20 protein-coding genes and 1 tRNA gene are annotated in these 14,036 nt (G+C 52.8%); 9 read left to right on the top strand and 12 right to left on the bottom strand.

The features are described from left to right. Both KIS30_08735 and KIS30_08730 read right to left on the bottom strand, forming a co-directional pair. Positions 1–249 (bottom strand): site-specific integrase (locus KIS30_08735; protein ID MBX8646825.1); only part of this gene is annotated, 249 nt, incomplete at its 3' end. Between the two features lie 58 nt (positions 250–307). Next, a tRNA-Ala gene (locus tag KIS30_08730) sits at positions 308–380 on the bottom strand. Positions 381–779: 399 nt separating this feature from the next. Between KIS30_08730 and KIS30_08725 the strand changes: the two genes are divergently transcribed. Next, a complete protein-coding gene (locus KIS30_08725) occupies positions 780–1,256 on the top strand; it encodes a hypothetical protein (protein ID MBX8646824.1) in 477 nt (158 codons plus the stop codon). A 23-nt stretch (positions 1,257–1,279) separates the two neighbouring features. Here the strand turns inward: KIS30_08725 and purF are convergent, their stop codons facing one another. Genes purF through KIS30_08710 form a run of 3 tightly spaced genes read right to left on the bottom strand, consistent with a single transcriptional unit; the run spans position 1,280 to position 3,145 of the window. Next, complete coding sequence (purF, locus tag KIS30_08720; protein MBX8646823.1) at positions 1,280–2,728, bottom strand: amidophosphoribosyltransferase; 1,449 nt, start codon at positions 2,726–2,728, stop codon at positions 1,280–1,282. Between the two features lie 13 nt (positions 2,729–2,741). Then, the gene (locus KIS30_08715) at positions 2,742–2,906 is read right to left on the bottom strand and encodes a 50S ribosomal protein L37e (protein MBX8646822.1); all 165 of its coding nucleotides are present in this window, start codon (positions 2,904–2,906) and stop codon (positions 2,742–2,744) included. 14 nt (positions 2,907–2,920) lie between these two features. Then, a complete protein-coding gene (locus KIS30_08710; GenBank protein MBX8646821.1) occupies positions 2,921–3,145 on the bottom strand; it encodes a small nuclear ribonucleoprotein in 225 nt (74 codons plus the stop codon). Between the two features lie 170 nt (positions 3,146–3,315). On the opposite strand from KIS30_08710, the gene KIS30_08705 reads away from it, so the two are divergent. The 6 genes from KIS30_08705 to KIS30_08680 all read left to right on the top strand — a co-directional run bounded on the left by KIS30_08705 (position 3,316) and on the right by KIS30_08680 (position 6,338). Further along, complete coding sequence (locus KIS30_08705; GenBank protein MBX8646820.1) at positions 3,316–3,477, top strand: hypothetical protein; 162 nt, start codon at positions 3,316–3,318, stop codon at positions 3,475–3,477. Positions 3,478–3,508: 31 nt separating this feature from the next. Then, positions 3,509–3,880, top strand: a complete 372-nt coding sequence (locus KIS30_08700) for a recombinase family protein (protein ID MBX8646819.1) — start codon at positions 3,509–3,511, stop codon at positions 3,878–3,880. A 336-nt stretch (positions 3,881–4,216) separates the two neighbouring features. Beyond that, positions 4,217–4,477, top strand: a complete 261-nt coding sequence (locus KIS30_08695) for a hypothetical protein (protein ID MBX8646818.1) — start codon at positions 4,217–4,219, stop codon at positions 4,475–4,477. After that, positions 4,474–4,869, top strand: a complete 396-nt coding sequence (locus tag KIS30_08690; GenBank protein ID MBX8646817.1) for a hypothetical protein — start codon at positions 4,474–4,476, stop codon at positions 4,867–4,869. Before KIS30_08695 ends, KIS30_08690 begins: the two co-directional genes overlap by 4 nt. After that, positions 4,866–5,981, top strand: a complete 1,116-nt coding sequence (locus KIS30_08685) for a transposase (GenBank protein MBX8646816.1) — start codon at positions 4,866–4,868, stop codon at positions 5,979–5,981. Before KIS30_08690 ends, KIS30_08685 begins: the two co-directional genes overlap by 4 nt. Before the next feature lie 24 nt (positions 5,982–6,005). Beyond that, positions 6,006–6,338, top strand: a complete 333-nt coding sequence (locus KIS30_08680) for a DinB family protein (GenBank protein MBX8646815.1) — start codon at positions 6,006–6,008, stop codon at positions 6,336–6,338. A gap of 52 nt (positions 6,339–6,390) precedes the next feature. Here KIS30_08680 and KIS30_08675 read toward each other — a convergent pair whose 3' ends face one another. The 4 genes from KIS30_08675 to KIS30_08660 form a co-directional block, all read right to left on the bottom strand. After that, positions 6,391–7,551 (bottom strand): YkgJ family cysteine cluster protein, encoded by a 1,161-nt coding sequence (locus KIS30_08675; protein ID MBX8646814.1) that lies wholly within the window; start codon positions 7,549–7,551, stop codon positions 6,391–6,393. Between the two features lie 3 nt (positions 7,552–7,554). Next, positions 7,555–8,826, bottom strand: a complete 1,272-nt coding sequence (pyrC, locus tag KIS30_08670) for a dihydroorotase (GenBank protein ID MBX8646813.1) — start codon at positions 8,824–8,826, stop codon at positions 7,555–7,557. Positions 8,827–8,919: 93 nt separating this feature from the next. Further along, positions 8,920–9,522 carry a TIGR00296 family protein gene (locus KIS30_08665; GenBank protein MBX8646812.1) on the bottom strand — a complete coding sequence of 201 codons (603 nt, stop codon included), beginning with the start codon at positions 9,520–9,522 and terminating at the stop codon, positions 8,920–8,922. 65 nt (positions 9,523–9,587) lie between these two features. Next, positions 9,588–10,535: a cobalamin-binding protein gene (locus tag KIS30_08660; GenBank protein ID MBX8646811.1), complete on the bottom strand. Its 948-nt coding sequence runs from the start codon at positions 10,533–10,535 to the stop codon at positions 9,588–9,590. A 142-nt stretch (positions 10,536–10,677) separates the two neighbouring features. Between KIS30_08660 and KIS30_08655 the strand changes: the two genes are divergently transcribed. Together KIS30_08655 and KIS30_08650 are read left to right on the top strand one after the other, a co-directional pair. Beyond that, on the top strand, positions 10,678–11,088 hold the full coding sequence (locus tag KIS30_08655; GenBank protein MBX8646810.1) for a hypothetical protein: 411 nt from the start codon (positions 10,678–10,680) through the stop codon (positions 11,086–11,088). Position 11,089: 1 nt separating this feature from the next. Then, on the top strand, positions 11,090–11,440 hold the full coding sequence (locus KIS30_08650; protein MBX8646809.1) for a roadblock/LC7 domain-containing protein: 351 nt from the start codon (positions 11,090–11,092) through the stop codon (positions 11,438–11,440). Positions 11,441–11,492: 52 nt separating this feature from the next. Here the strand turns inward: KIS30_08650 and KIS30_08645 are convergent, their stop codons facing one another. From KIS30_08645 to KIS30_08635, 3 genes are all read right to left on the bottom strand, one after another. Further along, the gene (locus tag KIS30_08645; GenBank protein MBX8646808.1) at positions 11,493–12,434 is read right to left on the bottom strand and encodes a hypothetical protein; all 942 of its coding nucleotides are present in this window, start codon (positions 12,432–12,434) and stop codon (positions 11,493–11,495) included. 63 nt (positions 12,435–12,497) lie between these two features. After that, complete coding sequence (locus tag KIS30_08640; GenBank protein MBX8646807.1) at positions 12,498–13,730, bottom strand: (Fe-S)-binding protein; 1,233 nt, start codon at positions 13,728–13,730, stop codon at positions 12,498–12,500. After that, positions 13,727–14,036: dehydrogenase (locus KIS30_08635; protein MBX8646806.1), on the bottom strand; the 310-nt coding region annotated here is incomplete at its 5' end. The genes KIS30_08635 and KIS30_08640, both read right to left, overlap by 4 nt.

The raw sequence follows: 14,036 nt of genomic DNA, 5'->3' as shown, positions 1-14,036 counted from the left end.
AATGTAGCTTCCCGCCTTGCCTTCTTTCTCCAGCTTCCTGACGAAATCCCTGAATGTGTCCTTGAATGTTCTTGCATCGACCGCACCCTCGAGGATAACGGAAGGCGATGTGTGGTTGTGCTCACAATAGTATCCGAGTCCCCTGAGGTAAACACCGGCAGTAATGACCGACCTGGCCCTCAGTTCTTCGTACCACCGTCTGACCCTGTCATCCTCGAGGAGGATCGCATACTTCGATTCGGCCGGCATAGCATCGAAAACAGTATGGCTGAGGGCATATTAATAGGTATTCGTTGAAATATTTCAATGGACCGGGCGGGATTTGAACCCGTGGCCTCTACCATGCCAAGGTAGCGATCTTCCAACTGATCTACCGGCCCATCTATACCAAATCAGGCAGCGATACCATATGGTACTGCATTATAACCGTTTTGCAACATTTAACGCTGTTGCGTATCGTGGCATGATAGCCATAGCTCAAGTGAAGCTGGGAGTGTTTGTGATGTGTATCTAGGCAAGAGAGTTCGGGTTAAACTCAGATGATGCAGTAAACCGCGAATACAGTAATCACCGCTCACAAGACAGGTAATGTGTAACGGAGCGCGTACATCAGCGTGAATAGGAAAACACTTCTAAAGCAAGTCAGTGGAACGTTGTGTGTTTGTTTGACTCGCTGGAATTCATTGAAGCAACAAGTCGCTCTGCGCTCTTTTGAACAAGGTGCGGCGGCAACATTTAGGTGATTGCCCGTTATACAACTGTTTGACGGTGAGACGGACATGAACAAGACTTCCGGCAGCGACTTGCATGATGTAGAACTGGATGCCATCCTGAGCGAACTTTCTGAGCTCAGACACAGATACGGCTTCTTTAGTTTTCTCAGGCACCGGCGGCTGTTGGAAACCGTCGACAGTGTAACAGATGAACTGAAAAACGTACATGCGTTGCTTACCCCTCCCACATTCACTGCAGCAGCGCAGGAGGAACAGGCGCAGTTTACCTCCCGCGCAAAGTCAAAGATTCTGGCCTCGCTTTCGGTGCTGTGCAGACACCTGAGTGAAATAGCATCCAGTGCGATGAGACACAGAGACAGCATGGGCATGGCAGTACGCAGACTCGCGGAATGGCTAATTCAGCAGCTCGCAGATATCATGAAAAATGCCAAGCAGATTCTCGGTTTCATGAACTGGAACCTGAGCATAAGCGCGGGTTTCCCGTCAGGCATAAGCTACAGCATCACAATAGATTTTCAGTGAGTGCACCAAGCGCCATGTATATCCTACTGCCTGCTCCCGCCTGTGATGCGGGGGGCTTCCTGAAAACTCTCGATGCTGCGCTGGAACCGCATTCTTTCTCCGGGCACCTTCGTCGGATATTCACCGGTCACGCAGCCCAGGCACAGTTCCTGACTCCTGGCACCTATCGCGCTTATGAGTCCTTCTATGCTCAGGTAGCCTACACTGTCGGCAGTCAGTTCCCTTGCTATATCAGCCTCACTTTTTCCTATGGCGATGAACTGATCTCTTGTCTTCATATCGATGCCGTAGTAGCACGGAGACATGATCATTGGACATCCAACCCTCACGTGCACCTCTTTTGCTCCGGCGCGCCTTACCATCTGAACTATGCGCCTCAGTGTTGTGCCGCGCACCATGCTGTCATCGACAATCACAACCCGCTTTCCGTTTATCACCGACTTCAGCGGATTGAGTTTCAACGAAACGCTGTTTTCCCTCTGGTTCTGACTGGACATTATGAACGTTCGTTCTATGAATCTGTTCTTCATCAGACCCTCGGACATCGGTATACCGGAAGCTTCTGAAAAGCCGATGGCATGGGTCCTCCCCGAATCCGGGACCGGGATTATGACGTCGGCATCCACAGCCTTCTCCCGGGCAAGAACCCTGCCGATGTTCACCCTGACTTCGAATACAGACCTGCCGTCCATAACGCTGTCCGGCCTTGCAAAGTAGACGTACTCAAACATGCAGTTTGCACGCTCTCCCGAGGCGGGTGCAGGATATGACGCATACTCTTCGGCGTTGAGCTCTACAATCTCGCCCGGCAGAACGTCTCTGATGAGTTCTCCTTCCAGCATGTCGAAAACGACGCTTTCGCTCGCAACAGCATACCCACCCGGTATCTTTCCGAGGGCCAGCGGTCTGATGCCCAGAGGATCCCTGATGCCGAAAACCTTGTTGCCTATCATTAGTGTAAATGCGTAGCCGCCTTCAACCAGTCTCAGGGCATTCCTGATTGCTTTCACGGGATCGTCCATGTCCTTGAGCTCGTTGACAACAAGCCGTATCACGAGTTCAGTGTCTGTTGTCGAGAAGAAGGCCCATCCTTCATTCTCCAGCTTTTCCCTCAAATCCGACGAATTTACAAGATCGCCGTTATGACCGAGTGCGACGTCTCCGACGGCCGAGCTCAGAACGAGCGGCTGCACATTTTCGATCATGTCGTCGCCGGTCGTGGGATAACGGACATGTCCTATTCCTGCATTGCCGGAAAGGGAAGAGAGATTTTCGCCGTTGAACACTTCATGGGCAAGGCCAAGAGCGCGCACTGCCTTTATTGTCTCGGCCGAAGAGCTCACGGCTATGCCTGCGCTGTTCTGCCCCCTGTGCTGCATAATCCGGAGGCTTGCATACAGCAGCGGCGCGACGTCGTTTCTCGAGATCATGCCGACAACGCCGCATTTGTGTCCGGCTTTGTCGGAATTCATCTGAACATCATCCCTAATGGGGTTTGGCCCAGGAATAGGATCTCACTTTTGCGCTCTTGCCGTAACCGCAGGAGGCACAGAAACCTTTGACGTTGTATGCATGTTTGCCGCATCGCCTGCATATGATGTGCGACTTGCCCTTGCTGTGTTTACCCTGTGAGGGTGTTCCCTTACTCATGATAGACACCGATTTCAGGGAGAAATATAAATAACATTGTCTCCGCGGACAATTGTGATTTCAAGCTTGCGGACAACTTCGTTGTTCACGAGCTCCTCCGCGTTCTTCAGCACAAGGTTCATATGCGGGTCGTAGCCGTCGAGTACGCCCCTGTAACCCCTGTTTCCTTTGAGCTCAACCATCACCTGAGATTCCATGGCCTGGGCCAGCGTCGCCAGGGGCTTCAAGGCATTTGTCATGGTTGTTACATTTTGAGACTGTTTATTAAACTTTTGTAACTTTTGCGAAGCTATGCGTGTTTTAGCCAAAAGCTCGGCCACAATTCTGAAGCCATGTTCGGCGATTGAGCGTCTTCGTTCGCACAATAAAGCAATTATGCTTAAATTCGTGGCGCAGTTAACTTGAAGTCATGAATGAGAAGGAAATAATCCTCAGGCTGTTCAGATACAACAGCAGAGTTCGAAAGAAATATCTTGATGCAATGGAGCAGACTGACTGGGCTGAAATCGAGAAGAACAGGGAATCATCATTCTATTCCATCAAGGGTTCTGAGCAGTTGAAGGTAGGATAGCGTTTTATAGACAGAGAGGCGGTGTGTATCGATGAAATTATCCGAGTGGGCACGACAGGCAGGTGTGCGTTACGAAACCGCCTGGAGATGGTACAAGGCAGGGATTCTTCCGGTTCCTGCGACACGATTGCCCACAGGAACTATCCTTGTGCTGCCCCTGGCTCCCCCCTCGCCCTCTGTTGCCCTGTATGCGAGAGTCTCTTCACGTGACCAGAAGGCAGACCTCGCACGGCAGACTGCGCGACTTGTCACCTGCGCCACCGAGAAGGGTTGCAAGGTCGGGAAGGTTGTCGAGAAAGTCGGTTCAGGACTTGACGATCAACGTTTCAAGGACCTTGTCAATTTTTCTCTGATATTCCCGCTGCTTCATGATTTCTGTGAACGCTGCCCGCTGCAGTCATAACTTTCGTCATCAGTTGCGGACATTGCCCTCATTGCTATGCAGCGGACACAGTCAGTGTTGTGTGGAAATAACGTGTTTCGGCGACCTCTCCCTGTCGCCGTTTAAATAGTCTGTATGACTGGAATGATGCCATGAGGATGGCGCGCTATCGGCTCCGTGGCGATGCCCATGCAGCGCCACACATGACCGTGACTTATGATAGCGGCCGAACCAGGATGTCTGCCAGTGACCCGGGCAGGAGCGGGAGGCTGACGAGTCTGTGAGACATTACAAAGATGCTGAGCGGAAGCCTTCGAGTCAATATTTTCAAGCAAAAGTGGACAGTGTCGTTCCAAGTTGCTCGCCATCCTCCGTGATCCCGAGATCGGAGGCATCGTCGTGGAGCATCGTGATCGTCTTGCGAGATTTGGTGCAGAGTATATCGAAGCTTCATTTGACACTTCAGGCAGGAGGCGCGTTGTGATAGAACAGGGTGAAGTTCGGGATGAGCTCGTGAGGGACATGACGGAAGTTCTCACCTTCTTCTGTGCACGACTCTACGAACGCAAGTCTGCCGGAAACAGAGCCAGGAGAGCGCTGGAGGCAGCACGGGCATGAAGGTCACTACAAGAGTTGTCGGAAACGAGACGCGCTACTTTGCGGAAACCGGTGACGGATTCGATGGAACCGCCCAGGGTTATGGATACCGCTCCATGGAGAAACTCAACAAAGCGTATTGGTATTTCAAAAACCGTAACCGTTTGGAAGGCGAGAAAGGGAGCGCAAAAAAATTATTGAAGGACAACCGGGCCCTGGCAAAACTCCTGCGTGATTACTTCTCCGCAGACAATTATCTGTATGCGCTCAAGGACGGAGAAACCTTGTCCGTTCAATCTCTCATTGAGGACTTGAAGCAATATGAACGACCGGACAAACTCGAACTGATTGCGAAACTGGAGTCGAACAGACCGTTATGGAGGGCCCTGGAAAGACTGGTGGGTGACGAATGATGGTCATACGCTCCACCAGGTGTTCCCTCTCCGAAGCCACGCAGATCAAACGGGAGACACTCGCCACTGTCCTGGCGGAGTATGGACGGGTGGTGAATCATTTCATCAATCTCTGGTGGGGGCATGGCCCTCCACCACCGAAGAAGGAACTCCTCAAGGAAGTCATTGCCGTTCCCGGCACATGGCTCTCGGCCCGTCTTCGCAAGGTGGCGGCGAGAGAGGCAATTGACATGATCCGTGCCTCGAGAGAGCGGGACGGCAAGGATGCTGTCAAACCCGTCCATAAGGGCAAGCGGATGTATGTCTCTTCGACCATTGCCTCGCTCTCTCCGGCGAAGGCAGGTTCTGAATTCGATGCGTGGCTCCACATCGCCAGCGTCGGGCGGGAGATTCGGCTGAATCTCCCCGTGCTGTTCCACAGGCACTATCACCGCTATGCTCAGGACCCGGGAGCGCGCCGATTGGAGTCCTACATCATCACCGAGGACTCTGTGCAGATGGCATTCGAGGTGGATGTGGGGGAATCCCGTACTGTTGGTCCTGAGCTGGGAGTGGATACGGGCATCAACACGCTCGCTGCTCTCTCGGACGGGACGCTCCTGGGGACCGACATCAGGCCGATGGTTGAACGTATCAAGAGATGCAAACACGGTTCGAACGGGCAGAAGACTGCCCGCCGTGCCATCAAACAACGGATGGCGGAGGTGGCGAAGGAAGTCCTGTCCACCGGTCCCTCAGTCATAGTGACTGAGGATCTTACGCTCCTTTCTCATGGAAGGAAGACACAGCGTCGCGTGTCTAAAAATATGCGACGTAGTCTCGGTGCGTGGACATACCGTAACTGGCTTAACCGGCTGGAAATGGCCTGCCAGACGAACAGTGTTCGATTCGAGCGGGTTCCACCGGCATACACCAGTCAGCGGTGCCATGAATGCGGCCACATCGAGAAGGGGAACCGGAACGGGGAGGGTTTCTGCTGCCGGAAGTGTGGCTACGCCGGCAACGCGGATGTAAATGCCGCGAAGAACCTCCTGATACGGTTCTGGGGCAAGACCCCGGCCCTGCACCAGCCTACGGTCGGTGCTTCAAACGGATGTCATACAACGCTATGACTTCTGAACGGTGTATTCCTGCACGTGCTGGGGGCCTACGACTGGTGGATTGCCTATGCGTTCAATGATCGCCTGGCAGATTTTAAGAGGCCCGAAGCAGATGCATACACTTCTATGCAGGCAATCAGGGAGAAGGAAAGTGAAACAGACAAAACAGTCATGAGTTTCCTGGACCGCGTTTCACCTGACATGCTTGACGAAAAATTCACGTTTCACCGTGGCACCAGGACGATCACATTGACAATACGGGATATGTTGCTTCATCTCGTAGAGGAAGAGCTGCAGCACAGAGGTGAAATCAACTGCATGTTCTGGCAAATGGGCAAAGATCCTCCTGTGACAGGCTATGATGACTGAACAATGCGATAATAGAATCCGTGTTACAGTGAACACAATTGTCATCTGAGCGTCAGATGACTGAGCCTATTGTCGGAGCGTCGTGTATGTCCATGTCAATGAAGACCACGCCGTCCGCGATGTCGTCAGCCCGCAGTTTGCCCGCGTTCGCCGGGTGAGCCAGCGCAGAACGGATGATGAGATCCAGCTGTGTGACTGCAAGATTCTCCATGTAAGTTGTGTACACGTCGGCATCGTAGTCAGCATCGTCGATGAGGTAATAGACGAAGCCGAGGAAGACGTCCCTTCTGTTTGTGAGAGAGGCAAATTCACCCATTGACGTTTCGCCTTCCTGGCTCACAGCCAAATCCCTGAAATTCAGATCGAATTCCTCTTCTTCCGTGACGCCGCCCTTATCGCCAAGACGCAACTTCGTGACGCTGTCCGGTTTCCTTTTTCCCTGCCTGAACAGATGCCACGACAGGGCGCCGTCAACAAACACAGGCATTTCCTGTATCCTGTCTATGCTCAGTATCTCGTCGAGCAGTTCCTCCATAACTGCCGAGGCGGTTGCCCTGCCCCTCTCCATTTCCGCAGTTCTCAGCGCAGACATGAATTCAACGCCCTTGTCACGGCTGTCTTCCGCAGCAGCGAGTATCCTGCCGATACCTGAAATCGAGGAAAAATAGCCTTGCCGTATCAGCTCATCTGCGCTCGAACGAAGCGCAGCGTGATCAGTCCAGATGCCGGTCTCTGTGGCGTTGTCCGCGAATAATCGGTACACTTCGGCAGCTTCCCTCAACTCATTCTCCAGCTTTTCCGCACTGTAAGTGTGCAGCTCCTTCAGACCATATGATTCAAGATCCTCATATCCGTCCGGCACGCTCCCCTGCCATGGGCGCCAGACCCCCCGGCATGACATGTCCGCAGTCAGCTGTATTCTCCACATGAGATGCGTATGAACGGGAAAGGACCTGCAGAAATGCGGTCTATTGCCGTACACGGTGCACTTTCTGTCCCTGAGCAGCGTGCATGGCCCGCCAGACGGGAGCATGGCAATTGCCCTCTTTGAACTGTCTATAGAGCTTCTCGTAACGGATTTCCGCAGCTGGTCTGTGGAGAGAAAATATTGTATCTCATTGTGAAGAAGCTCCGGCTGGCAGAGACAGCACAGACCACAGCCGTCGATACAGCGAAACGCCTTTCCCCTGAGTTCTGCAGCATCTATTTCCATCAGTCACATCGCCACTTTCTTTCCCGAAGGCTTTCCCTGAATGGTACCACCGCTCACCAGTTCCTCGCCCCTCAGATAAACAGTTTGCGGAAAAATGCCGTTGAATCCTTCGAATGGCGTCCACTTGCATTTTGAGTGCATCGCTTCGGATTTGATTATGGACTGTCTCTTCATGTTTACGACCAGCAGATCGGCGTCATAGCCCTCCAAGATTCTGCCCTTGCTGACTCCCAGTATCTCTGCCGGTTTTTCGCACATCATCTTCATCAGCATCTCAAGGCGAAGTTCTCCCGATGCCACCATATTAAGCATCAGCGGCAGCATTGTTTCCACGCCGGGCAGCCCGGAGGGAGCGTAATCAAAATCATCCTCCTTCTCCTCTATGGTGTGAGGCGCGTGATCGGACCCAATCGTATCTATGAGTCCGGAAAACAGTGTCCTCTGGAGCGCCAGTCGCTCATCCCTTCTCCTCAATGGAGGATTGACCTTTCCCTTGGAACCAAGATGCATGTCGCAGTCCAGCAGAAGGTGATGCGGTGTGGCTTCAAATGTCAGATTCGGTGGATGCTTCCGTTCCACGACTTCCTTGAGCGTCGCATGCATTACGTGAATTCTGGGAGCATGCTGGCCCTTCGCTATGTCCACGAGCTTCGCCACAGCTTCCATTTCACACTCCGGCGGTCTGGAACGGTAATGATCGCGCAGATTGTTCTCTGCAATCTTGTTACGGAGCGATTCGTCCTCCGCATGCACCAGCACCGGCTTCTTTGTTGCAGCCGCAGCCTCTATCAGGCTTCGCTGCAAATCGGGGTCTTCACACAGCAGATCGCCCGTGGAGCTGCCCATGAACAGCTTAAAGCCTGCTGCCTTCCTGGCAAGCTCTTTTACCCGCACACCTTTGACGAGACCGGCATAAATCGCGAAATCAACGTATGACTTCTCCCTGAACATATCTGTCTTCTTTACGACTCTTTCCGGCGTGGTCGTCGGAGGTATGGTGTTTGGCATATCGCCGACGCACGTTACGCCGCCAAAGGCCGCAGCCATGCTGCCAGTCGAAATATCCTCCTTATGAGTGAGTCCCGGCTCCCTGAAATGCACGTGCAGGTCAACCGCTCCGGGCAGTATGATTGCGTTGTCAAACACCTTTCTCTCCCCTGCCTCGATGTTCTTCCTTATGCCTGCTATCTTGCCCCTGTTTATCCCCACAGAGGTCTTTACGAGCATTCCGTCAATGTAAAACGTGCCGTCAATTGCAAGTTCCGCGACAGGCATCAGCATCCCTCCCGGATTTGTAAAGACAATAATTCACAGATATAAATAATGAAAGCAGAAAATGTTGCCCACGGTGCCGGCCGGGCATGCGACTCAGAGATGTTTTCTTTCAATGTCTCCATGAGGCTCCAATTCATGGAACACTTCGGCCTCGAACCTGAACACCTTTGTATTCGCTTCCTTCCATGAATTTTCCGGCAATTCGGCTTTCCAGCATGTCTGGCACAGGAACTCCTCGCTGGACCAGCCCTCTTCCACGGCCACCTGCGGAAGGAGCAGTCCCCTGAACCTGCCGCGTTCGACGATGAGGCCGTCCCTCCCCACATTTATTTTCCCCGGAAGTTCCCACGGCGTCTTCACGGCAAGATGCTCCGGGGTGGTGAGGACACTCACTTCAACAATCAGCTGAGGAAGCTCCGATGCAGTTACGGGTTCGAAACGCGGGTCACCCACGGCAGCCTCCGCCGCCGCATTGAGCAGTGCCAGCTTCAGCTCAAAGACGGGATCTGAATAGCCTATGCATCCCCGCAGCCTTCCTTCCGGGTGCGTTGTCAGCGTGACGAAAGCACCCGTTTTGGCTGAAAACGCCTGTGTGAGTTTCATATGCGGGGATCTGTAGCTCCCGGTGCTCACAGTGCTGTCTACGACTTCCCTCGCATACCTGACAGCCATACGGCCTTCTTCATCGCTCAGCATACAATCGTACCGGGTAAATGACTACCCATTAATTTAATGCACCGAAGTGCGTCAGGGTCCGCAAATCAGACGATTGCATCCAGGATTGAAAGACTGCGGAATGCTCCGGGAGGTCCACTCCATGTGAACTGTCCGGGATGCAGGAGATGAGCCAGCAACTTGACTCCCACGACAACTCTTGGACCCGGACGGGCGAAATAGGAGCTTGCATCAACTGCGTAGACCTGTCCATTCCTGACCGCAGTAAGCTCGTTCCAGGAAGGGAATCGTGTGAGCTTGTCAGCTTCCTGAACCATGTCTGAGAGGCTCATTCCGCAGGAGGAGACTATGATCACTTCGGGATTCCATTCCAGCACACTGTCCCATGGTATACGCACGGAAGGCATCTCCTTTCTTCCCAGCCTGTCCACGCCGCCCGCAGTTTCGATCATGCCGGGAATCCAGTGACCTGCGCAGTAAACCGGATCGGTCCATTCCATGAAGAAAACGCGTCGTGACAGGCCGAGTTGAGTCGTTTTCCTCTTAACGGCCGACAGCCTTGAACGCAGCGATGAAACTATCACTGATGCCGCATGCTCTCTTCCGGTGACGGCGCCAAGGTCAATAAGATTGCCAAGAATATCGTCCACAGAACGGGGGCTCAAATCCATCAGCCTGGGAGTTCGTGGAAGGGAGGCGATAGCGCGCTCTATGAGCTTTCCTGATGCTGCACAGACTTCGCACAGTCCCTGGCCGATTATGAGATCTGGCTGAAGCTCTGAAAGCAGATTTGTGTCAATGACGTACAGGTCAAGACCCGCTCTCAGCCTGCTGCTCACGGCCGCATCGATTCCCGATGAGGTCATGGACGACATGTCAATCGCACTTCGTATGACCACCGGTTTTTTCTTTGCTTCCTCAGGAAAATCGCATTCATGCGTTACGCCGACGATGCGGTCGCCTGCGCCGATAGCATAGAGCATCTCTGTTGCACTTGGAAGCAGGGAGACGATTCTCTCCGCTGTGGCGGACATGCAACAAAAAACCGCATGACAGTATCTAAATGCTTCGAATGATTGCATCGATTTCCATCATTGACGACAGTAAAACAGGATGTGCAACTCTGAACTCAGCAGAAAAGATTTATAAACTCAATCAAATTGAATCGGATGGGTCATGAAATTCGTAAAAATATCTCAGACCGAGATTGGAAACATACGGACACTCTATGAAGGAGTGATGGCGAGCGCTTCGCATGGACTGTTCTTCAGAGAGGGCATACTCACCGGCAGCGAAATAGTGAAAATCGCAAAGGATGAGGAAGGAGATCTGCTGAAGACGGCCACGAAACTTCTGGTGGCCAGAGGCTGGGCCGAGGACGTTACCTTCGATCAGAACAGGATTGTTGTAAAAGGCTCGATAGAAGTGGGAGATTCCAGTCAGCCAACCTGTCACAGGCTCCGGGGTGTTTTCAAGAGACTTTATGAAGCATCGCAGCACAACCGCTTCTTCTGCGAGGAAGCAGAGTGTGAGAGTCTTGGCTCGAATAATTGCGTCTTTACCATGAAGAAGCTGGAGGATGAATAAATTGCCTGATGAACTTCGGGGTATGCTTGATGAATTGAAGAAAGACGGAGCCAGATCTTCCGCCGTAATCAGCAGGGATGGTCTCGTAATAGCTGCCGATCTCGACGCAGGCGGTTACGTGGAAACATTCGCGATAATGTGCGCCACGCTCATGGGGGCGGCAGTTACTGCAAACCTGGAACTCAAGCGCGGAGTGCCGGAAAAGGTGACGGTGGAGAGCACAGACGGAAAGATGCTCATCCTCAATGCCGGAAGGAAAGCGGTCGTGGTAAGTGTAATTGGAAACGGCGCTGATGAAGCGGTAATAACGAAGCAGATGACAAGAATAGCGGAATACCTGAAGCAGAGCTGACACTTCAATGACCGCATACCGCAGTTAAATGCGGTGGACAGACGACTTCGACTTATCCGTATCCTCCAGGCCAGTCTATTGCAGCATAAGGGGATTTGCACGGACTGCCACCGGTATACTCAACCTTTTCAGACGCGATGTCGAGAAAGAACGAATAAATCGTTTCCGCCCCGGAGGTGTGCACGCATGCACCGTTGCTGTGATCAGACAGATATTTCTTGACTGATTCGGCGTCGTTCAATGGTGCGCCAATTTTGATTTTCCTTCCATTTTTCAGCGCAAACGGGAACTCGGAAACCTGTTCTATGCTGAACGAGGAACCGTCCGACACAGCATAGAATGCAGTAGACGCGTCTGCAACAACGTAGGAAGACTTGTGCATCGGCGTTATTGTTTTCAGCTTTTCCATCGCACTGGAAAGATCCTTTGACGATTCTGTCAGCATTCTCGGCACCATGTATGCTGCTGTTCCAGGAACTGGTTTGTCATTTTTATCAAGGATGTCGGCGCAGGCAAAGACACCGTATACACCGATACTCTCGGACGTCCCGGCAAAGTAGCCGCCCATTCGTCCCAGCGAGGCATAAGAGTCGTTCGGATCCAGACGGAGCAGATTCCTGACCGTGGATGAGGGCGAAGCGCCGTAATTTCTTCCCGCAGTAAGAGTTCCGCCTGGCTTTGAAATGATGGTTAGGGTAGTGGATGGTGCGGCAAAGGTGTCTGATGTTTCGCACAGCATAGACTCGAATTCGATCGATATCCCTTCGGCAATGCCCTGCAGCTCATCTTTGAGCACGGGATGAACACCGAAAGTCGTATCCACCGATTTAAGTGCATTCTCCAGCAGCGTGCTGTCCGGAGGGCGTGAAAGCCGTTCGAGAACTGCCGGCGTGAATGCGTCTGTCATCTTTCTGCCGATGTCGTAGTGATTACCGCCTGCATTCACGAGCCTGTAATTTTCCGCCGCTTCTGAAATCGACGCCTCATCAGTCATCGTCTGAATCTCCAGCGCTTAAATTTTCTACATATAAATAAGCATGACGAAAGAAGCTCGGGATCATGGAGCTGTCATCCGGGCTGCCGACGCCGATTCGTGCAGTATGGCTGCAATATCGGTGATCCTGCCCTCCGTCCTGATATTTACCCGGCACACCGGACATGCGGTGACCACGATCTCCGCTCCCGTCTCTGCAAGCTGCCCGGACCGTTTCGTGGAGACTGCTCTTGCTGTTTCCGGAAACAGCAGTTCATCGGGCCCTCCGCAGCAGTGCGTTCTCCTGCCGCTTTTCGAGGGCAGCGATACATCGCAGGCCCGGCCGACAAGATCGTTTGGAGCGGGGAATGAGGGAAATCTGCGTGAAAGGTGACACGGTTCATGAAAAACAATCTTCCTGCCCGTATTTTTCAGTTTGACGCCACCTATCATGTCCAGATAGTGCAGGACTTCGAAATCAAAACCTGAAATTACGGATGGAATGACATTCTTCAGAAGGTCGTAAGTGTGCGGATCGACTGTTATTATCCTCTTCGCTCCGCTCCTTCTGAAAGAATCGGAAAGACGTAAGGCGTATTTTGCGAACGATTCGGCAAAGCCAAAATCATTGAGCAGCGTTCCTGGATACATCTCCTCCTCATACAGATAGCCGAATTCGGCGCCGCTGAGCTTCAGCAGAGCGGCAATATCCCTCAGATGACTGTTCATCTCGGCAGCAAGTTTTCTGTCCTTGAACAGCAGGGCCGCGCGAGACAGCGATGGAAAGCGCGCCGCGAGCACCGCAGCAAAGTCCGACCCGCCGATGTGCATTTGAAGTAATTTGGCGAGACGGCTGCTGTAAGCCATTGTCTGATACATCTGGCCTGTGTAGAGAATCGTCTCTCCGCCTCTTGGAATATTCAAGCCCTTTGCCCACCTGCACATGCCTCTGCCTGCAGGAACGAGCGATCCGTAACGCATAACAATACTCTCGATCAGTCTGGCGGCCCCTGGTGCGGAAACCGGCGCAAGAAGCTGCTTTGCATAATGAGACACAACACCTGCGTTTACGCCCGCAGGGCATACTTCGAAGCAAGCATAGCAGTCCAGACAGGAATAGAATGAGTCGGACATCGCGGAGAAGTCACGTCCTTCCCTGACTCTTGTCAGCAGTTCTCTCGAAAGCAGGACGCGCCCTCTTGCACCGCGTGACTCGGAATAGCCTGATGCCGGCTGAGTCGGACAAACGGATTCGCAGAAACCGCAGCCGATGCATTTGCCCGACTCTTCTGAAAGCCTGTCCACGACACTGCTCAAAGGAACACCTTTCCCGGATTGAGTATGCCCTTGGGATCCATTACCGCTTTCAGTCCCTTCATGACTTCCAGCGTAGCCATGGACGATCTGTGCTCATACTCCATCTTGAGCAGTTCTCTCTTCTCCACGCCAATTCCGTGCTCGGCGGACACGCTTCCTCCGTGCGAAAGCGCCAGTCTTGCGATTTCGGTGTGAAATTTTTCGACCCTGCCGCTCTCGTCGGCGTCGCTGAAATCGACGAACATGTTGGCATGAATGTTTCCATCGCCTATGTGCCCGAATAGCGCAACTGCCACTTTCATCTGA

The sequence above is a fragment of the Candidatus Sysuiplasma acidicola genome, from assembly GCA_019721035.1.
GTDB lineage: Archaea > Thermoplasmatota > Thermoplasmata > Sysuiplasmatales > Sysuiplasmataceae > Sysuiplasma > Sysuiplasma acidicola.
The sequence above is the reverse complement of the archived record's forward strand: the minus strand, read 5'-3'. Positions and strand labels throughout refer to the sequence as shown.